This is a genomic window from Acinetobacter sp. SH20PTE14 (assembly GCF_021391555.1).
Classification (GTDB): Bacteria; Pseudomonadota; Gammaproteobacteria; order Pseudomonadales; family Moraxellaceae; genus Acinetobacter; species Acinetobacter amyesii.
In genome coordinates this window covers 2,194,192-2,213,779 of record NZ_CP090067.1, presented here as the reverse complement: position 1 = coordinate 2,213,779, position 19,588 = coordinate 2,194,192, and the positions used below count along the sequence as shown (strand labels likewise).

17 protein-coding genes are annotated in these 19,588 nt (G+C 39.5%); 8 read left to right on the top strand and 9 right to left on the bottom strand.

The window, feature by feature from the left end; genetic code table 11:
- Positions 1–151: 151 nt before the first annotated feature.
- Positions 152–1,855, top strand: a complete 1,704-nt coding sequence (locus LXF01_RS10990) for a M61 family metallopeptidase (RefSeq protein WP_233944330.1) — start codon at positions 152–154, stop codon at positions 1,853–1,855.
- Between the two features lie 185 nt (positions 1,856–2,040).
- On the opposite strand, the gene LXF01_RS10985 is transcribed toward LXF01_RS10990, so the two are convergent.
- On the bottom strand, positions 2,041–3,069 hold the full coding sequence (locus LXF01_RS10985) for an ELM1/GtrOC1 family putative glycosyltransferase (protein WP_078194377.1): 1,029 nt from the start codon (positions 3,067–3,069) through the stop codon (positions 2,041–2,043).
- A gap of 141 nt (positions 3,070–3,210) precedes the next feature.
- Positions 3,211–3,999, bottom strand: a complete 789-nt coding sequence (locus tag LXF01_RS10980) for an rRNA large subunit pseudouridine synthase E (protein WP_078194376.1) — start codon at positions 3,997–3,999, stop codon at positions 3,211–3,213.
- Positions 4,000–4,187: 188 nt separating this feature from the next.
- On the opposite strand from LXF01_RS10980, the gene icd reads away from it, so the two are divergent.
- Both icd and LXF01_RS10970 read left to right on the top strand, forming a co-directional pair.
- Positions 4,188–5,441, top strand: a complete 1,254-nt coding sequence (icd, locus tag LXF01_RS10975) for an NADP-dependent isocitrate dehydrogenase (RefSeq protein ID WP_180004095.1) — start codon at positions 4,188–4,190, stop codon at positions 5,439–5,441.
- A 418-nt stretch (positions 5,442–5,859) separates the two neighbouring features.
- Complete coding sequence (locus LXF01_RS10970; protein WP_233944329.1) at positions 5,860–6,009, top strand: hypothetical protein; 150 nt, start codon at positions 5,860–5,862, stop codon at positions 6,007–6,009.
- A gap of 317 nt (positions 6,010–6,326) precedes the next feature.
- On the opposite strand, the gene LXF01_RS10965 is transcribed toward LXF01_RS10970, so the two are convergent.
- Positions 6,327–7,502 carry a YbfB/YjiJ family MFS transporter gene (locus LXF01_RS10965; RefSeq protein WP_180128760.1) on the bottom strand — a complete coding sequence of 392 codons (1,176 nt, stop codon included), beginning with the start codon at positions 7,500–7,502 and terminating at the stop codon, positions 6,327–6,329.
- Between the two features lie 230 nt (positions 7,503–7,732).
- Positions 7,733–9,163, bottom strand: coding sequence for a pyridoxal phosphate-dependent aminotransferase (locus LXF01_RS10960; protein ID WP_180023949.1), 1,431 nt, complete (start codon positions 9,161–9,163; stop codon positions 7,733–7,735).
- Positions 9,164–9,391: 228 nt separating this feature from the next.
- On the opposite strand from LXF01_RS10960, the gene msrB reads away from it, so the two are divergent.
- From msrB to LXF01_RS10945, 3 genes are all read left to right on the top strand, one after another.
- On the top strand, positions 9,392–9,811 hold the full coding sequence (gene msrB, locus LXF01_RS10955) for a peptide-methionine (R)-S-oxide reductase MsrB (RefSeq protein ID WP_180077570.1): 420 nt from the start codon (positions 9,392–9,394) through the stop codon (positions 9,809–9,811).
- The gene (locus LXF01_RS10950; protein ID WP_078194370.1) at positions 9,808–10,296 is read left to right on the top strand and encodes a glutathione peroxidase; all 489 of its coding nucleotides are present in this window, start codon (positions 9,808–9,810) and stop codon (positions 10,294–10,296) included. The genes msrB and LXF01_RS10950 overlap by 4 nt, the downstream gene beginning before the upstream one ends.
- A gap of 211 nt (positions 10,297–10,507) precedes the next feature.
- A complete protein-coding gene (locus tag LXF01_RS10945; RefSeq protein ID WP_233944328.1) occupies positions 10,508–10,918 on the top strand; it encodes an energy transducer TonB in 411 nt (136 codons plus the stop codon).
- Positions 10,919–11,284: 366 nt separating this feature from the next.
- Here LXF01_RS10945 and dapC read toward each other — a convergent pair whose 3' ends face one another.
- From dapC to LXF01_RS10920, 5 genes are all read right to left on the bottom strand, one after another.
- Positions 11,285–12,454 (bottom strand): succinyldiaminopimelate transaminase, encoded by a 1,170-nt coding sequence (gene dapC / locus LXF01_RS10940; RefSeq protein ID WP_233944327.1) that lies wholly within the window; start codon positions 12,452–12,454, stop codon positions 11,285–11,287.
- Between the two features lie 24 nt (positions 12,455–12,478).
- On the bottom strand, positions 12,479–15,145 hold the full coding sequence (gene glnD / locus LXF01_RS10935) for a [protein-PII] uridylyltransferase (RefSeq protein WP_180119706.1): 2,667 nt from the start codon (positions 15,143–15,145) through the stop codon (positions 12,479–12,481).
- Between the two features lie 35 nt (positions 15,146–15,180).
- On the bottom strand, positions 15,181–16,389 hold the full coding sequence (gene purT / locus LXF01_RS10930) for a formate-dependent phosphoribosylglycinamide formyltransferase (RefSeq protein ID WP_233944326.1): 1,209 nt from the start codon (positions 16,387–16,389) through the stop codon (positions 15,181–15,183).
- Positions 16,390–17,289: 900 nt separating this feature from the next.
- A complete protein-coding gene (gene ygaH, locus LXF01_RS10925; RefSeq protein ID WP_233944325.1) occupies positions 17,290–17,637 on the bottom strand; it encodes an L-valine transporter subunit YgaH in 348 nt (115 codons plus the stop codon).
- Positions 17,634–18,386, bottom strand: coding sequence for an AzlC family ABC transporter permease (locus tag LXF01_RS10920; RefSeq protein WP_233944324.1), 753 nt, complete (start codon positions 18,384–18,386; stop codon positions 17,634–17,636). Before LXF01_RS10920 ends, ygaH begins: the two co-directional genes overlap by 4 nt.
- Positions 18,387–18,489: 103 nt before the next feature.
- Here LXF01_RS10920 and LXF01_RS10915 point away from each other — a divergent pair, with 103 nt between their 5' ends.
- Entirely contained in the window at positions 18,490–18,969 is a 480-nt protein-coding gene (locus tag LXF01_RS10915) for a hypothetical protein (protein WP_111885993.1), read from the top strand.
- Positions 18,970–19,402: 433 nt separating this feature from the next.
- The gene (locus LXF01_RS10910) at positions 19,403–19,561 is read left to right on the top strand and encodes a hypothetical protein (RefSeq protein ID WP_180009458.1); all 159 of its coding nucleotides are present in this window, start codon (positions 19,403–19,405) and stop codon (positions 19,559–19,561) included.
- The last annotated feature ends 27 nt before the right edge of the window (positions 19,562–19,588 follow it).

Sequence of the window (19,588 nt, the reverse complement as noted above, 5' to 3'; positions counted from 1 at the left end):
TGGTAAAACGAAAAAATTTTTAGGCATGCTATGCCTTTTTTTTTCTGCTGACTAGTCATAATTGTAGACAATTACGACAGTTCCGCATTCAGTTGTAAAAAATGTTAATCTAATTGATAAGTTATCTTTTACTAATTTTATATCGCCCATTATGTTGCATTATCAAATCGAATTTGACGATTATCGTCAGCATCTAGTCCATGTCACTGCACGTTTCTTGGCAAATCCAACACAGGTGCTTTCTTTACCAACTTGGATTCCCGGAAGTTACTTAATCCGAGAATTTTCGAAGCATATCGAAGCTGTTCGAGCTTATGATGAAGATGGGCGTTTGTTACAAATAGAGAAATTTGAAAAAAATAAATGGCGTTTATTTAATACTGATCATGAGTTGATCACCGTTGAATATGATGTTTATGCCTTTGACTTGTCGGTCCGTGGTGCTTATGTCGATCAAAGCCGTTTATATGTCAATCCAGCTTGTGCATGTTTAGGTTTAGTTGACCAAGAAGATACAGCTATTGAGGTTGAAGTATTCTTGCCACCAGAGTTAAAGCATTTCCAACTTGCGACTGGATTAAAGTCAAAAAGTTTAGTGAAAGGTCGTTATACCTTGTATGCTGATAACTATGCTCAGTTAATTGATGCACCGTTTGAATTGGCGGAACAAACCCGTTTCAGTTTTGAAGCCAACGGCATTCCACATGAATTTGTGGTGTCGGGCAAACATGCCATGAACGCGCAGCGTATGCGGCAAGACATTGAAAAAATTTGTTCAACTGAAATTTCAATGTTTGGTTCGGCGCCCTTTAAGGACTATACCTTTATGACCATGGCAACGGCTAATAGCTATGGTGGTTTAGAGCATCCAAATAGTACAAGTTTAATTAGCCCACGTGATGATTTACCAAAAGCCAATGAACCTGTAGAGCCTTCGGCAGATTATCAACGTTTCTTAGGGTTATGCAGCCATGAATATTTCCACTCATGGTTGGTAAAATTTATCCGTCCAGAAAACTTTGTGAATTATGATTTGAACAAAGAAGGCTACACTTCTTTGCTTTGGATTTTTGAAGGTTTTACATCGTATTATGATGATTTGATTTTACTGCGTAGCGGTGTGATCAATCAGGATTCTTATATCAAGCTTTTAAAAGCACAAATTGATCGCTATTTACAAAATCCAGGTCGTGAAATTCAAACCGTTGCTGAGTCAAGCTTTGATGCATGGGTGAAATTCTACCGTCAGGATGAAAACTCAAATAATGCAGGTACAAGTTACTACAACAAAGGCTGCCTCGTGGCGCTATGTTTAGATCTTGGCTTACGTCTACGTGGTTCAAGTCTTGATGCCCTAATGCGTAAATTATATGCAAATGCGCAAAATGGCATTCAAGTGAATGAACGGACTATTTTCAATTTATGTAATGAATTAACGGGTGATGATTGGTTAGAACAAATCAATCACTTGATTAATACTACAGATGAATTGCCGTTAGATCAGTTGTTCCCTGAGTTTGGCCTAAGCTATACACTCAAAAATGACAAATCATTGCCATTTGGTTTAAAACTGGCTGATAAGCCTGAAGGTGTGTTGGTTCAGTCTGCTCGCCGTGACGGTGCGGCGGCAAAAACTGGCTTGTCTGCAAATGATGTGATTATTGCAATTGATGGTCTAAAAGCAACCGTTAAATTGGCAGAAAAATATGCCAAGCAAGATGGAACTTATACCGTACTGGCATTCCGCCGTGATGAGTTGATGAGCTTTGAAGTAGAAGCGGCAGGTTCAGAATTGACGGAAGTTGAACTTAAAGTTGAAGATCAGGCTAAAGCTGAGAAGTGGTTGAAGGCTTAATGCAAATCTAATTAACTTGTTAGATAAAACCCATACACTCGTATGGGTTTTATTGTTGAAATTCTAATTGATTAGTATCTTGTCGGCATTTATTCTTGCCCATAGTCATTAAAACATTCATGTACTGAACGTATTAAATTACTTTAAAAATTTGAGCTTTAATTTCTATCGAATAAAATTTTTAATTAATAGATAACAGCTTTTTTTGCATGACATTTATAAAAACTCAGTTCTTGAGATTTTGCCCTCAAATCTTCTGCAAGTTGTTGAGTCACGATTTGTTCAATATGTTGAGCATTTAATTTTGGCTTGATATATGCAGCTTCAGTAATCTGCCCAATAGTTTTACGTTGTATTAATTCGAGATCTAAATAATTTTGAATAATTTCATCTTTTTCAGAATATTCACGACAAACTGAAATAACAATGCGACCGGTTTGGATTGATTCGGATAACATCGTTGCACTATCTTCAGTAACAAAAATATATTCACTTCGCTTTAACACATCGCAAATAGAAGTTTTAGAACAAGTATTCACAAGCTCAATATTTTTATCTTTTAACATTTGAATCACATGTTCTGATAACGCAGGTGTTCTACGAGAACATACGACTGACGCCTGAATTTGATGGTGATCTGCGAATTGAACAAATTGCTGAATCATCTCTTCAAAGTCTTGATGGGTAAAAGGGTACTCTTTTGTCGGTCCACCAATTAACAGGCATGCTTCATGATTCGACGGAATATGCGCTAAGCGAGTAATTTTAGAAGGTACAGCACCTGTAGGAATAATGATTTGTCTACCAGAATGATCTTCTGGAATCGTCGTAATCGTCCAATCAATAAGTCGCCAATTAAATTTACGTGTACCGCCTGCATAAATAAGTGGGATATTGAAACGTTGAGATAAATAAGCGGCATAAATTAAATTAGGCATACCTGAACAGACGATAACGTCGGTATGCTCTAAATTTCTTGGTAAGAATTTAAAGTATAAACGCCCAAGCGTGCGAAACAAATTCGGGAAATTAGACAGTTTCTTAAAAACGCTCACTGTACGCTTAGGTAAAGTAGGAATTGCAAACTGCTCAGATTGTAGATAAAAGCGCTTCTCAATCATTTCACTCACAGCGAGAGCAGGATTTAAATGTCCAATTCGGTTGTCATGAATAATTAATACTTTGCTTCTATTGTGTGTAGATGTGCTGCTCATTTTTGAAGTTCAAATAATCAACGTTTATATTGTTATAACTTATTATAGTGTCGAAATATGAAAATAATCTTAAATAATTGTTAGGTTTATAAAAAAATGTAAAGGCCTACGTAGATTGTAGGCCATTTTTGAAGCTTTTTATCAACGTCCGTTACGACCGCGGCCACGAGGGGCTTTAGTATTCGGACGAGTTGTGCCATTGGTACGGCGTTTGGGTTTTTCGCTCTCATCCATTTGCCAGATACGTTTTGTACCTGACTTTTTCACTGAGCCATCTTTATTCTTACGAACCATTGGCTTACCACCTGTACCGCCTGGTTTTTTCACATAAGAGCGCGAACGGTAAGGTTCTTCTGCAGGTACATTTTGAAAGTCAGGGTACAGTAAAGGCTCAATTTCTTTGGTTTCACCTGGTTCTAAACCCAATTGAACTAAATCGATGGCACCAATACGTGTACGAATTAAACGTAAAGTCGGGAAACCTACTGCTGAAGTCATACGACGAACTTGACGGTTACGGCCTTCGCAAATTTGGATTTCAACCCAAGAGGTTGGAATGTTTGCACGGAAACGTACAGGAGGATCACGATCCCATAACCATTCTGGCTGTTGCACTTTAATGGCTTTGGCTGGCAAAGTCATACCATCTTTTAGCTCAACGCCTTTACGTAATTGTTCAAGCGCTTCTTCTGTGATGTCGCCATCGACTTGCACTAAGTAGGTTTTGAACTTTTTATTTTCAGGATTGGTGATGTACTGATTTAAACCACCATGATCGGTTAAAAATACCAAACCTTCGGAGTCCATATCTAAACGACCTGCAATACGTAGACTAGGATCGTCCACGAAGTCAGATATGGTCATATGCGCTTCGTCTTTACGGAATTGGGAGAGCACGTCATATGGCTTGTTTAAGATGACGATTTTCATAGGAAATAACTTCTATTAAATACAATAATTCAAATTGGTTAAGATTTATTCAATAGGGAAATGCAGCTATTTCCCATCTAAATCTCAAAAAAGGTAGATTTGCTTTAGAGTATTATGCGTGAAGCGCAATTAAAAGTCTTATCAAACAGCAATTATTTTTCACTCGCTTCTCAGGGAGGATCATAAAAATGGGTTATCAGAAGATCGTCGTTCCAGTGGATGGGACAAAAATTACAGTAAATTCAGACTTATCATTCAATGTTCCCAATAATCCAATTATTCCATTTATTGAAGGCGATGGTATTGGTGTTGATATCACTCCAGTGATGAAAACCGTGGTAAATGCCGCAGTACAAAAAGCTTATGGTGGAAAACGTGCCATAGAATGGATGGAAGTCTATTGTGGTGAAAAAGCCAATAAAATTTATGGCACCTATATGCCCGAAGAAACCTTTGAGGCTTTACGCGAATTTGTGGTTTCAATTAAAGGGCCGTTAACGACGCCTGTCGGTGGCGGTATTCGTTCGCTTAATGTTGCATTACGTCAAGAATTAGACCTCTACGTCTGTGTGCGTCCTGTACGTTGGTTTAAGGGCGTTCCTTCACCCGTTCAGCATCCTGAACGTACAGACATGGTGATCTTCAGAGAGAATTCAGAAGATATCTACGCAGGGATTGAATGGAAAGCAGATTCGCCTGAAGCCAAGAAAATGATCAAATTTCTTAAAGAGGAAATGGGTGTTACTAAGATTCGTTTTGAGGAAAATTGCGGTATCGGTATTAAGCCTGTATCTAAAGAAGGTTCTCAGCGTTTGGTTCGGAAAGCTATTCAATTCGCCATTGATAATGATAAGCCGAATGTCACCTTGGTGCATAAAGGCAATATCATGAAATATACCGAAGGTGCGTTTAAAGAGTGGGGTTATGAAGTCGCACTTGAGCGCTTTGGTGGTGAATTGCTAGATGGAGGTCCTTGGGTCAAAATAAAAAATCCGAAAACTGGCAAAGAGATCGTGATTAAAGATGCGATTGCAGACGCTTTTTTACAACAAATTCTCATGCGTCCGACCGATTATTCAGTCATTGCTACTCTAAATTTAAACGGTGATTATATTTCAGATGCTTTGGCGGCCGAAGTTGGCGGTATTGGTATTGCACCGGGTGCCAATATTGGTGGCGCTGTGCAAGTATATGAAGCGACACATGGCACTGCGCCTAAATATGCGGGTCAAGACAAAGTAAACCCTGGGTCTATTATTCTGTCTGCAGAAATGATGCTGCGAAATATGGGCTGGACTGAAGCGGCAGATCTAATTATTAAAGGTATTGCGGGGGCGATTGAAGCCAAAACAGTGACCTATGATTTTGAACGACTCATGCAAGGTGCAAAACTCTTGCGTTGTTCGGAGTTTGGACAAGCCATCATTGAGCATATGGACTAACTTTATTTGCTAATCTAGGTGTAAAAAAGCTAGATGCATAAAAGGCTAGGTAAAAAGGATTGAATCATTCAGTCCTTTTTTAGGACTAAACATTAAAAACACAGAATCATAGCTTCTCAATACCATTCAAAAAACAGCAATCAAAAGGTGACTTCACGCAATCAATCAGATGGTCTGGCATGCTTGTCATGTTACCAAAAGTTTAAAACCGCACTATTAGCGTGAACTTAGGTAATGCAAAAAAAAGAGGGGGATTGATTTCAAATTAATTATTCGCCAGTGATTTTACAATGACGTAATTCGAAACATTTATCGGCTTGGATCCTTAAAAATTAGCGGTACATTGGTTGTTGTCCTTTAGTAGAAGTACATCTAGTAGTAGTACATTGCGATATTTGTGATGAAAAGGAGAAATGAAATGTCTCGTAAACAGCATCAACAAAACCAACAAACTGATCAACAGCAGCAAAATGATCACCAACAGCAACAGCAACAGCAACAGCAACAAGACCAAAAGAAACAGAAACAACAGCCACATCAACGAAATCAGCGTCAACAACATCATTAATAGGCTAAAGACTTTGTGAGTCAAAGTTCATTTGGTCAAACGATTTTCTAATTGAACTAAATTTAAGTTTTATACGTAGACGAGAAGGAGATGAATTTGTCTAAGAAAACCAAATCACTTAAAAAGGGAATTAAAGCGAGGTTGAACAAAATTTCAAAGCATAATTCTGCTCTGAAAAAATTAAAGAAAAAGCTGAAAAAAGCTTAGCCCATTCACTATTTATCAAAATGAAAAGACCTATTTAAATAGGTCTTTTCTTTGTATGCATGACTTTTGTATGTGTGAATGATGATGCAGTTGAATGTCTTGTGATCTACCTAGACGAGATGCTTACTTAATTTTGCTGTTCGAGTGAACCAAAAGAGTTGCATTGTTCCAATGCAGAGTACGCATGCGGCCAAAATAAATTGCTGTGAATAATCAATACCAATTCGCTGTAAAAAACTAAAGCTTATACCACCGATTAATTGAATAGATGCAAAGCACAGGGTTGCAATACTCCAGAGCTTTTTATAGGCGCTACCATAGATTTGCAGAATGGTATAAGAGGTGAGAAAAACCACTGCTGGATTGAGCAGGCCTGTAGCAAAAGAAGATAAAAAAGTAAAAAGTGGATGGATATTAATAATTGCTATAAAAATCGCCAAGACATAGCTGCTATATAATATTTTAAGAGCACTAATATTTCCCAGTTTTTGTGCCAAGCAGTAAGCAGCAAAGGCTCCTAAAGCACTTCCTAGACCATATAAAATCCAATTGAAATTGATCCCGATCGGGCTCAGGTGTAGGGTGTGAGTTAAATAGTCAATCCAAAATAATGAATGGGGCACGTAAGCAAATGCACTGGTGCTATACACAATTAAGAGACAATAGAAAATTCCATCGACTTTATGTTCTACTGCAGGAATCGCGGTGAGTGTTGTGAGCTGTAATTTAAAACTCTTCAAAAGCACGCTGAGTAACATACAAATCAGGCTTGAAAAAGAAAACAAAATCAACCAAGCCCACATTGTCGAAATATCTTGGATGTAAGGCAAAAATAGCGTTGCCATTAACACCCCTAAGCCAATACCACTGAAACCAATAAAGTTGATTTTAAAGCGGTCTTGAAGCTGTGAACATTGGGCCACGACACTTGGGGAGAGGATCATTAGTAAGCCGCCGCTGATCCCTGAAATAACGCGCCAAGTGCTATACCAAAGTTCTGAAAAACCTGAAAATGCACAACTGAGTAAACTGAGTGTCCCTGCAATAGCTGCGAGTTGGATATAATTCACCATGCTTTTATTTTGGGGTAATTTCATGGCCCAAAATGCACCGATCAAGTAGCCGAGCAAATTGGCACTGCCTAAGATGCTGGCAAAACTTGGGCTCCAACCAAATGCTTCACGGGTTGAAGGGAGGAGTGCGGTATAGGAAAAACGTAATATCCCGATGCCTAGGCACATGCTTAGACAGAGAAATAGGCTCAGTTTAATTTTGTTAGAGAACATCCTGTACTCATGTATTTTTATGATTGGTTAAAAAATAACATGAATAGGCTATAGAAAAATCAACAGATCTTAAAGTTTTGACTAAGGTCTAAGCTAAAAATTAATTCTTAAAAATTTAACTATTCAAAAAAATAGCTGTGGTGTGCGTACAGTAAGAAATCAAATTTAAAGATACAGTAATAAAAAACCGTACAGGGCGTACGGTTTTTTATTTTTAAAGCACTTATGAATTAACGCATTTTCGCCAAGAAACGATCTAAACGTGTGAGTGCTTCACGTAGTTCATTTTCAGCAGGCAAGAACACCACACGGAAATGATCAGGTGTCGGCCAGTTAAAACCTGTACCTTGAACCAAAAGCACTTTTTCAGCACGGAGGAAATCTAACATGAATTTCTCATCGTCTTGGATTGGGTAAATTTCAGGATCCAATTTAGGGAAGCAGTACATAGCACCCTCTGGTTTCACACAAGATACACCCGGAATATCATTCAACATTTCCCAAGCAATGTTGCGTTGTTCATATAAACGACCGCCCGGACGGATGAGATCATTAATCGATTGATAACCGCCTAAAGCTGTTTGAATCGCATATTGCGCTTGGTGGTTGGCACAGAGACGCATCGACGCCAGCATGTCTAAACCTTCAATGTAGTCTAGCGCACGTGATTTATCGCCTGTAATTGCCATCCAGCCTGAACGGTAACCGGCAATTCGATATGCTTTAGATAAGCCATTGAAAGAAATACACAGCTGATCACCTGCCAATGACGCAACAGAGACATGTTCAATACCGTCATAAACGATCTTGTCGTAAATTTCATCAGCAAACAAAATTAAGTCGTATTTCTTCGCAAGAGCTACAATTTGCTCAAGCACATGACGTGGGTAAACCGCACCTGTTGGGTTGTTTGGGTTAATCACCACGATACCGCGGGTATTCGGGGTGATTTTACTTTCCATGTCGGCAATATCTGGATACCAGAAATTTTCTTCATCACATTTATAGTGAATAGCTGTACCGCCAGAAAGGTTAACTGCTGCTGTCCAAAGCGGATAATCTGGCATAGGCACTAGCATTTCGTCGCCATCGTCGAGCAAGCCTTGCATTGCCATCACGATCAGTTCAGATACGCCATTACCGACATACACATCATTGACGTGCATGTTTAAGATGCCTTTTTGTTGATAATACTGACAAATCGCTTTACGGGCAGGGAAGATGCCTTTTGAGTCGGTATAACCAATTGCATTTGGCAGGTTGAGTGCCACATCGTTAATAATTTCTTGAGGCGCTTCAAAACCAAAAGGTGCAGGGTTGCCGATATTTAATTTAATAATTTTATGGCCAGCCTCTTCCATCTCATTGGCCGCTCGTAACACAGGTCCGCGAATGTCGTAGCAAACATGCTCGAGCTTAGACGATTTCTTAATTTCGCGGGGGGTGTTAAACGTATTCGGCATTTTTATATTCTCGGAAAGAGTGGAGGTCACTTTTGCATAACGGTATAAATAGCTTTTAAATGTCTCGGTCGTTACTAAATCGAGATGATGTTCGTCTCTGAGTAAAGCAACTATTTTTTCATGCGTAAACCCTGCCTGTTGATATTGTTTGATCACGGGCAGCAGATTTTTAAAAATTACGCTCTTTTTCTGCGACATTTTTTAATCCTGAGCAAGAGTAGCGCTAAGATTATCACTAAAGGTGCTCACAAAAAAGCATTTAATTTTGTATTTTGCTCACCACGATTTTATATTTGCTTACTTTTTGCTTTTTGGGTCATTATATAGATTTTGTAAATTGTTGAATAAAGACTAGAAATTTAAGATTGAATGACGTAAATATAGGATTATCCTATTTTAAATACCACGATATAAAGGGACGTCATCATGGGAAAACTCAATAAAACAGAAAGAGAATGGCAAAGAGAATTGTCGCCAGAAGAGTTTCGCATAACGCGTCAGAAAGGCACGGAGCAAGCTTTCACTGGAAAATATTGGAATACGAAACAAGCTGGCACGTATGTATGTCGTTGTTGCGGGGAACCGCTTTTTTCTTCTGAAACAAAATACGATAGCGGTTGTGGTTGGCCGAGCTTTTATAAGCCGATTGAACCTGCTGCAGTAGAAGAAAATGTAGATATGACACACGGTATGGTCAGAACAGAAATTGTTTGTCATCATTGTGACGCACATTTAGGGCATGTTTTCCCTGATGGACCACAGCCGACTGGATTGCGTTATTGTATTAATTCAGCATCCTTAGAATTAGAAACAAAACAAAAAAATGATGAGGAAACTTATCCATGACCACCATTCACCAGTTTGAAGCAGAATTACTGGACGGAAGTAATAAATCCTTTGCAGATTATGAAGGTAAGGTTTTATTAATTGTAAATACCGCTAGTAAATGTGGGTTTACTCCTCAATTTGCTGGTTTGGAGAAAATTTACGAACAGTATAAAGATCAAGGTTTTGAGGTTTTAGGTTTTCCATGCAACCAATTTGGCGGACAAGATCCGGGTTCAAATGATCAAATTGGCGCATTTTGTCAAAAAAACTATGGCGTATCTTTTCCAATGTTTGCCAAAGTGAATGTAAAAGGCCCAGAAGCGCATGTGATTTTCCGTTATTTAACCAATAACTCGAAAGGCGTATTGGGAAATGGCATTAAGTGGAATTTTACGAAGTTTTTAATCGGAAAAAATGGTCAGGTCTTAAACCGCTATGCACCCACGACCAAGCCTGAAACATTGAATGAAGATATTGAAAAAGCTTTGGCTCAGTCAAAATGAAGTGAATCATTGGCCGAACTGAGGTTGATATAAAGGCGCGGAAGCGTCTTTATTTTTTGGATGTTTTATACTGAAGTGTCTTTATTTGAAGGTCATAACATTGTTTAAGCAGATGGTTAAACGTCGAATTTGTGTTTTAACGTTTTTTTTACTCGTATGTGTGGGGTTAGCTTGGGCAGATAGCACTCCAAGTGCATCTGAACCTACAAAAATGTCTGTTGTTGCAAGCAATCTAGACTGTACTACAGATGCTCGGGTCAACGCATTATTGCAATTGTTAAAAACACCCATAGAAGAATACCAACCTACGCGTGTTGCAGATGTAATTGATCCACATGTAAAACCGAAAATGTATGAAGTTTCTTGGGTAAATGCACCGCAATATGTGCTGTCTGCGTCTGAGATGAAAACATATAAGCAACCTGTCAAACTACAGCTCACTGTGATTGCTGCAACAGGCTATATTGGTAGCTCAAAACTCATTGCAAGTTCAGGCTCTAAAAACTTTGATCAAAAAGTACAAAAATCCTTATTAGTTGCACGACTTGAACCTATTCCGATGGTTGATAAAAATCTCAGTTATACCGTTGAACATGAATTTACTCTTCATCCACCTCAATAAGCTTATAGCATAAGGCAAATTTTAAGTTCCATAAATGATCTGTTATTACTGGTGCATCTAATTGATAATGAAAGATATTACTTTGCAACTAGCTAAAACCATTCAGGTGGCTGTTTATCTTTTCGCTTTACAACAATTCGTTATGACCATACTTATTTTTCATACAGTGTTTAACACTGAGCGAACCTCGAACATTTAAATTGAGTGCTACATTTGATTTCTAATAGTGTTCAATGATTTCTTAATGATTGTTTATAAATAATTATTGCTAGATGATTAGCTCTGAACGAATGTTAAGAAATGACTCAAATAAAAATGCCCCAAATCTGGGGCATTTTTTGTTTTAAGCAAAACACTTTAAATCAATTAAAGTACTGCTTTTAAGCGACGAATCACTTCTTCACATTGGGCAATATCAGCAACAAGGGCTAAACGGACATGGTTTTCACCCGGATTACCTTGTGCCGTATCACGTGATAAATAACGGCCTGGAAGCACTTTAACGTGTGCTTTTTCCATCAGCATTTTGGCAAAAGTTTCATCATTATCCACTTTTAACCAGTAGTAGAACCCTGCATCAGGTTTTTGTAATGGTAGTAGGTGACACAGTTCGCGTTGGAATAATTCAAATTTTGCACGGTACTGGACGCGGTTTTCTTCGACGTGTGCTTCGTCATCCCAAGCTGCAATTGAAGCCAACTGGTGTTGAACAGGCATCGCAGCGCCATGATAAGTACGGTATTGTAAATAAGGTTTTAAAAGTGCCTCGTCACCTGCCACAAAGCCAGAACGCATACCCGGTAAGTTAGAGCGCTTAGACAATGAGTGGAATACCACGCAGTTTTTATAGTCATCACGGCCCATTTCAGCACAGACTTCAAGCAGACCAATAGGTGCTTCATCAAACCAAAGTTCTGAGTAGCATTCATCAGATGCAATCACAAAATTATATTGGTCAGACAGTGCAATCAGTTTTTTAAACTGTTCTTTAGAAAGTACCGCACCTGTAGGATTACCCGGTGTGCAGACAAACAGTAAAGCGGTTTTTTCCCAAACTTCAGCTGGCACAGCGTCAAAGTCGCCAAGGTAGTTATTTTCTTCTGTACAGTTGATGAAGTAAGGTTCTGCACCCGCAAGTAAAGTTGCGCCTTCATAGATTTGGTAGAACGGATTTGGCATCACCACATAAGGGGCATCTTCACGTTTAACCAAAGCTTGTACAAACGAAAAGATCGCTTCACGCGTACCTGACACAGGCAGTACGTTGGTATCCGCACTGATGCTATTGAGTTTAAAGCGACGGGTTAACCAATTTGCAATACTTGTGCGAAGCTCAGGTAAACCCTTGCTGTTTGGGTAAGTGGATAAATGCTGAAAATTATCAATAATGGCCTGTTTCACAAACTCCGGTGCAGGATGCTTTGGCTCACCAATCGATAGGGGAATCAAAGGCAAATCTGCGGGTTTCACATCCTGAAATAGCTTATTTAGCTTTTCAAATGGATAAGGGTGCAATAATGACAAACTGGAGTTCATGGAATGGATACCGATCAATTTAAGTTAATGATGACTACAAACCTGATTCGAAGCTTCATCGAGTGCTGACTTTAATTGTGCAGCAAACGTTTCTGCTTCTGAATCGCTCATAGGTGAGCCATCTTTTTTAGTGACATAGAAAATATCTTCAGCACGTTCACCGAGCGTTGCAATTTTCGCAGAGTGAATATCTAAGCCTTGCATCATAAATAAACCACCGACTTTAGCAAGTAAGCCCGGATGGTCAAGTGTCGCAATTTCAACCATATTTTGTTGAAGTGCCTCATTAAAGGAAATACTCACGGTATTTTCAATATCAAAATGACGCAGTTGACGGGGAATACGACGTTGCATCAGACCTGGGTACTTGTCGGATTGGCTCAAGGCTTTTTTGAGCGCTTCAATAACGGTTTGCTCACGTTCAGGATCTGTTAATAAGGTGCCAAAACGGTCAAGTACAACATAGGTGTCCAAACTAAATGCAGTGGATGCAGTAATAATCCGAGCATCCTGAACGTCTAAGTTCATTCTGTCCAAAATTGCCACTGTTGTTGCAAACAAGTTAGGCTGATCTTGGGTGTAAATAAAGATCTGTACCGCATCTTGTGCAAATTTGCGATGTGCTCGCATCAGTACCAATGGTTCTGCATTATTGCCATGTTTTAAAATTGCGCGCGTATGCCATGCGATTTCATCGGCAGATTCTTTTAGGAAATATTCATCACCGAGTTCTTGCCAAACAGTTTCTACATCGTAGAGCGAAAAATCGTTGACTAACAGTTCACTGGCTGCAAATTTAGTGTCTTCGATCAGCATTGGGTAGTCTACAGGACGCCCCAAACCTGAACGAATCACATCACGTGCTTGTGTATACAGTTGACGCATGAGTGATGCACGCCATGTATTCCAAAGCGTCGGATTGGTTGCGTTGATATCGGCAACTGTTAAGGTGTAGAGATAGTCGAGATGCTCCATATCGCCCATTTTCTCAGCAAATTCTTTCACCACATCTGGATCGGAAATGTCCTTTTTCTGAGAAGTGACAGACATCAGGAGATGGTTTTGAATCAACCATGCGACAAGGTTACATTCGCGTTCGGTAAACCCATGGGTACGGCAGAAATCAATTGCATCCGCTGCACCAAGTTCACTGTGGTCACCACCACGACCTTTGGCGATATCATGAAAAATTGCTGCTAAATACACAATGTCACGGCGAGCTAGTCGTTGGAACACTGAGCTAACGACAGGGAAGTCCTTAGCAAATTCAGGTTCTTTAAAACGGTTTAAATTACGTAGTAATAATAGGGTGTGGGCATCGACTGTATAAATATGGAATAAGTCGTACTGCATGAGTCCCATGATTTGCCCAAAGGCAGGAATATAGTTGCCGAGCACGCCATAACGTTTCATCGCCACCATGGTGTCGTATAAACGGTAGGGTGAGCGAATGATCGCCATAAATAAGGCTTGATGTGCAGGATTGTCACGGAAGTTTTGATCAATACGTTTTGCCGCAAGCGACAATAAACGTAAAGTTCGGGCACGAATGCCTTCAATTTCTGGACGATTCGCCAAGAGGTAGAAAATTTCTAAAATAGCACTTGGATTTTCAGAGAAAATTTTATGATGCTGCACAGCCAATTTACCATCAACTAATTTGAAATTGGCATTGATCTCTTCAATCTTACGTTCATAGTCAGGTAAGCGTGGCGTAATGACAGATTCATTAAAATAAGCCAAGAGCATTTCATTTAACGTCGTCACTTGCTGAGCGCTACGATAGTAACGTTTCATGAACTGTTCGATTGGATAATTCGGTGATTTACCTTCTTCGCGCTGATAGCCAAATTTAGCAGCAATGTCACGTTGATAATCAAACAATAATCGGTTTTCGTCGCGCTTGGTTAAGCGATGTAAATGATGGCGGATTTCCCAAAGAAAGCTTTCTGTTTCTTCAAGAACACCTAGTTCAAACTCTGAAATAAAACCTAAATGTACAAGGTCATAGATGCGATTGACACGGAAATGACGCTTAGCAATCCATCCGATTTGGTTGATATCACGGATACCGCCGGGCGCATTTTTAATATCGGGTTCTAAGTTGCTTTCGGTATTGTTATGTTGAGCATAGCGTTTGGCTTGCTCTTGCATTTTGGCATCATAGAAGGTTTTATCCGTCCATGTCTGTGACACGATACGGCGTGGCCATTTGGCTAGGTGTTCATTGCCCACAATCAAACGTGCTTCGATCAGCGCTGTTGCCACGGTTAAATCATTGGTGGCTTGAGCAACACAATCATTAATGGTACGTACACTGATGCCCGGTTTGAAATTACCAACATCCCAAAGTGTTGAAATAAAGCTCGAGATGAGTTTTTCTTGTTCTGGGCTGATTTCATCTTCAGACAAAATCATGATATCGACGTCGGAGTAAGGCAGCATTTCACGGCGACCATAGCCGCCGACGGCAAACAAACCGAGATCGGTTTGGTCGAGTTCAGCATGTGTCCATAAGAACTTTAAAGCTTCATCGATCAGGTTTGATCGAGCCAAAATTACATCACGAATCGACTGTCCATTTTCAAAGCATTCTTGTAGCTGATTTTCAACATCTGAGCGCCATTGGTTAATCGCCTGAATGTCGTGGTTACTTTTAATGTAATTCAGCAGAGGAAGCGTATTGATCATGAACAGTGGTCCGTTAAGGTGTTACAAACTTAGTTTTATTGAACACTGACTTGTTGTGCAGCATGTTGAGCAAGTTCACGCGCGTGATCTGTGGTTTCAGCACGTGCTGTTACTACGCCCATACGGCGACGTTTAAAGCCTTCTGGTTTACCAAAGAGGCGTAAATCGGTGTTTGGATTAGCCAAAGCAAGATTTAAGCCAGTAAATGATAAATTGGTATCATCCACGCCTGCATAGATGACTGCGCTTGCAGCAGTACTGTGTCGAGCAGTATTCACAGGCAGACCAAGAATGGCACGTGCATGCAGTTCGAATTCGCTTTGGAATTGCGATGCAAGAGTGACAAGGCCTGTATCGTGTGGACGAGGTGATACCTCACTAAACCATACTTTATCGCCTTTGACAAACAGTTCCACGCCAAAAATGCCACATCCACCTAATGCAATGGTTACTTTATTGGCAATACGTTTGGCTTCTTCTAATGCAAGAGCAGTCATGAGTTGTGGCTGCCAACTTTCTACATAGTCGCCAGCATCTTGGCGGTGGCCAATCGGGTCGCAAAATGATGTTTCAATTTCACCTGTTTCTGCATTTTTAGCTCGAACAGTCAGCAGGGTGATTTCAAAGTCAAAGTCAATTTGTGATTCCACGATCACAGTACCTTGATTTACACGTCCACCTGTTTGTGCATATTCCCATGCGGCATCGACTTCATCAAAGCTTTTTACACGTGACTGTCCTTTACCCGAAGACGACATGACAGGCTTAACAAAGTTTGGATAGCCAATGTCATCGCATGCAGCACGGAAAGCTTCAAGTGTGTTGGCAAATCGGTAGGCTGAAGTCGGTAGTCCAAGCTCTTCGGCAGCTAGACGGCGAATCCCTTCACGGTTCATCGTCAGATTGACAGCTTTTGCAGAAGGAATGACAGTGGCAATATTTTGTTCTTCAATCTCGACCAAAACTTGAGTCGCAATGGCTTCAATTTCAGGGACAATCAAATGAGGCTTAACTTGAGCAATTAAGGCTTTAAGTGCCTGAGGATCTGCCATATTTAAAGTATGAGAAAAATGTGCAACTTGCATGGCAGGAGCATGGTCATAACGATCGGCAGCATGAACTTCTACACCCAAACGTTGCAATGAAATCACAACTTCTTTACCGAGTTCACCAGAACCTAACAGTAAGACTTTATACGCTGAAGACTGAAGTGGAGTACCAATAGTGACGCTCATGTAAATCATCCATGCTTGATTTTATGGGAATTTAAGCATAGCAGAACTTGTTCGAGAGATAAGCGAGTGTTCACATAAATAAATGATATTGTCCAACAATTTTTTTTATATCTTTATGGGGGAGCGTTCGTGTAATTATTTATCTGTTAAAATCTTTAAAAAGTGGTAATTAGTTGTTTTTAGTTAAATTCACTTTAAATATGCCAGCATTTTTTACACATGCACGGAATGGCTCAATATCCAAATTTGCACATCGCAGCGCACGAAGCTGCACAGATGTTTGACGGAAGTTGGGCCAGTACAGCAATCCGAGCAGTGGTACGGCGCATATGCATAAAATCAATATTAAGCTAATTAAAATGGCAGTGAAATAGAGCGCGTCTGCAGCCCCCGATAGAAGGTGAAATGATGAATTGAGCCATGAACTGAGGCTGAAAATACACAGTAGAAAAATCAATAAAAAACCGGATAGCTGCAGAAAATTGTTGAACAGGCGGGGCATTGAGATGTGTGAAAACATCAGGCGACGTTGATGTAAGTGCAGAATCTGCTGTGTGCAGTTGTATAAGCCCACAATCTTTTGTTGCTGATTTTTCTCTATATAAATGGCGCGGATCTAATCTGCAGGTTGGTAATGTACAGCGCAGAAATTATCACTGAACAGCTGGCTTTGAATGAAGCATTGAAAATATGTACTTTCGATGGGTTTTTGCAGTCCCCAGCTTAATTCAGATGGTTGTCTAGAATGAATATAAATTTTGCCTTGAATAAAATGGTGCTTTGCCATCTATTGGTTTTCTCAAGATTTTTTGTGTTATGTGTTGACTATCTCATAAATATTGCTAATTAAAAAGCACAGGCTGAGGAAGCTTGTGCTTGAGGGAGATTTGGATTGTCGCTGACTTAGCTTTAGAGGTGAAAAGGTATATAGGTATAGACTAAGCCGTAAGTCAGTGCCGCAGTCAGTGTAGCAGGGACAATTTTTTTAAACTTGAAATACAAGCCTGAAAGCACAGCAAAACCAACCAACATGGCAAAGCTTTTATTTGGTGTCTCAAGCAAAGGTGGTAAGGTTGCAACCACCAACATTGAACTAATTGCGGCAATGCCAATCGAGCCCAAAGCGATTTTGAGCCATAAAGAACCACGCTGCTGTGAACCTTGCTGAAATTTCTGAATTACAAAAAATGGCCCAAACCGTGATGCAAAATTCGCAATCCCGACCAAGATCCCGACCAAGATGATTTCTAGATTCATGATGCTTCACCCATATGTTCAGGATTAGGTTTCTTTAAGACATAATGTTTGAATAAACCGGCAAAAATACCAGAAGAAATACCGATAAAAATCGCGGCAGACAAGTCGATAAAGTAGCAAGCAATCGCAGAAACAATAATTGTAACCGTGACCACAAATGTATGTTTTTTCTCAAATGCTGCAAGTAAAAAGCTTAAAAACAATGCAGGCAGTAGGAAATCGAGTGCGGCTTGTAAAAATTGTGGAAGGTTGCTGACTTGATCGGCAAATAAACCGCCTAAAAATGATCCTGTTGCCCAAGACAGCCAACTAAATAAGCTGAGTCCTAACATCCAAGATTCTGACCATTCTTGACGACGTTGCGACAGTTTGATCATACCTGATGCGAAAACTTCGTCAGTTAAACCCCAAGCCCAAACTGCAGTTTTCTTTAAATTGAGTCGGTCTTGAATCAGGTTTTGTAAGGCAGGGCCATAGAGTAAATGGCGGATATCGAGGGCAATTACAGTAAGAGCAGTCATCCAAATAGATGTTCCACTTCCCAGTAACGCAACGACGAGAAACTGACTGGCACCTGCATACATAGAGCAAGATAAAAATAAGGCTTCCCAAGCAGTGAAACCAAATTGAGTTGCAGAAACCCCAAATGCAAAAGAAACAGGAAGATAGGTAAAGATAATGGCTTGACTATCTTTAGCACCTTGCCAAAAACCCGCAGGCTGAACTGTAGGAAGTTTGTGCTCAGACACGACACACCTTTGAAAGAGTTGAACAACAGGTCAAATGATGATTGAGTATTGTACGCGAATTCACTAGCATATTGCCGAATATGTTTGCTGAAATGAGCCGGATATGCAGAGGTTAAAGATGCGTGGGATACTGATTGTTTCATTATTGAGCAGCACGGTGTTGTTGCAGGCCTGTGGTAATGATGGAGCTGAACAAGCTCAAGTCGAAATTAAAGCAGCACCCAAATTAACCAATGATGCAACGGAGTATGCTGCCAAAGCTTGGGCGTTTATCAATGAAGCGGATCCGATTGTTTATGCAAAGCAAGTCGATCAGATGGAAGAGAAAGTTCGTGTTCCAGCACGTAAATTGAGTACCGAATGGCGTATCAATGTCAAAATGACCGATTCTGTGACTGAAGGTAAATATGCACTGTGTCGTAAGGCTTTGACAAGTCTGGAAATTTGGGCACGTGAAAGTATTGATCAGAGTTCGACTGTTGCACAAAAGCAAGCAGATTATGAGCGTGATAAAAATCAATGCAAAGGTGCGATTGAAAACCCTGAACTCGGAAATACCGATCCGAAAAAAGTAGGCGTTTAACTCGATCAAAGCAGTGAATTTTCACTGCTTTTTTTTGGAAAATATCAAAAAACAAGAATAAATCTATAATAGAGGATTGGAAAATTCTCCTAAAAACATTGCTATTTCATATAAAAAATAAATCAGACTGCTGTCTTTGTGTTGAGCTTAGTTTCAAATTTACATGTTTATTTTTTGAATTTAAATAGATAAAGCATTGATAATGAATTGTAAAAATATCTTTTGAGAAAAATTTATTGTTAAAAACTCCCCATTATAGAACGCTAGTCGTCTGACTTTCTCTTTAATTAATATCTTTAAAATATTAATAATACAAAGTATGAATAATGTAATAAAAAATTAAAATTATCATTATTTGATAAATTGTGTAAAAATAACTGCGTATAAGATGAAGTATGTAAATTAAATTAAAGACGTTGAATAGGTGATTAAAATGAAAAAAACATTAATGATGTTATCGGTTTTGGCTGTTTTGACTACAGCGCTCAATGCACAAGCAGCGACTGAAGACAAATCAGAAGCATCAACTCAAGAAGTTGCAGCATGTACAAATGGTTTTGACAGTGTAAATGTTTGCAAATTATTGTCTTGATCAAAACTCAATAAAGCGAAGTGCTAC

Coding starts and splice junctions, on each gene's coding strand:
- purT (WP_233944326.1), bottom strand. CDS start 16,389: ATGATTTACATGAGCGTCACTATTGGTACTCCACTTCAGTCTTCAGCG.
- LXF01_RS10945 (WP_233944328.1), top strand. CDS start 10,508: ATGTCTGTTGTTGCAAGCAATCTAGACTGTACTACAGATGCTCGGGTC.
- msrB (WP_180077570.1), top strand. CDS start 9,392: ATGGGAAAACTCAATAAAACAGAAAGAGAATGGCAAAGAGAATTGTCG.
- glnD (WP_180119706.1), bottom strand. CDS start 15,145: ATGATCAATACGCTTCCTCTGCTGAATTACATTAAAAGTAACCACGAC.
- LXF01_RS10980 (WP_078194376.1), bottom strand. CDS start 3,999: ATGAAAATCGTCATCTTAAACAAGCCATATGACGTGCTCTCCCAATTC.
- icd (WP_180004095.1), top strand. CDS start 4,188: ATGGGTTATCAGAAGATCGTCGTTCCAGTGGATGGGACAAAAATTACA.
- LXF01_RS10970 (WP_233944329.1), top strand. CDS start 5,860: ATGTCTCGTAAACAGCATCAACAAAACCAACAAACTGATCAACAGCAG.
- LXF01_RS10985 (WP_078194377.1), bottom strand. CDS start 3,069: ATGAGCAGCACATCTACACACAATAGAAGCAAAGTATTAATTATTCAT.
- LXF01_RS10990 (WP_233944330.1), top strand. CDS start 152: ATGTTGCATTATCAAATCGAATTTGACGATTATCGTCAGCATCTAGTC.
- LXF01_RS10910 (WP_180009458.1), top strand. CDS start 19,403: ATGAAAAAAACATTAATGATGTTATCGGTTTTGGCTGTTTTGACTACA.
- LXF01_RS10915 (WP_111885993.1), top strand. CDS start 18,490: ATGCAGAGGTTAAAGATGCGTGGGATACTGATTGTTTCATTATTGAGC.
- LXF01_RS10965 (WP_180128760.1), bottom strand. CDS start 7,502: ATGTTCTCTAACAAAATTAAACTGAGCCTATTTCTCTGTCTAAGCATG.
- LXF01_RS10950 (WP_078194370.1), top strand. CDS start 9,808: ATGACCACCATTCACCAGTTTGAAGCAGAATTACTGGACGGAAGTAAT.
- LXF01_RS10960 (WP_180023949.1), bottom strand. CDS start 9,163: ATGTCGCAGAAAAAGAGCGTAATTTTTAAAAATCTGCTGCCCGTGATC.
- ygaH (WP_233944325.1), bottom strand. CDS start 17,637: ATGAATCTAGAAATCATCTTGGTCGGGATCTTGGTCGGGATTGCGAAT.
- dapC (WP_233944327.1), bottom strand. CDS start 12,454: ATGAACTCCAGTTTGTCATTATTGCACCCTTATCCATTTGAAAAGCTA.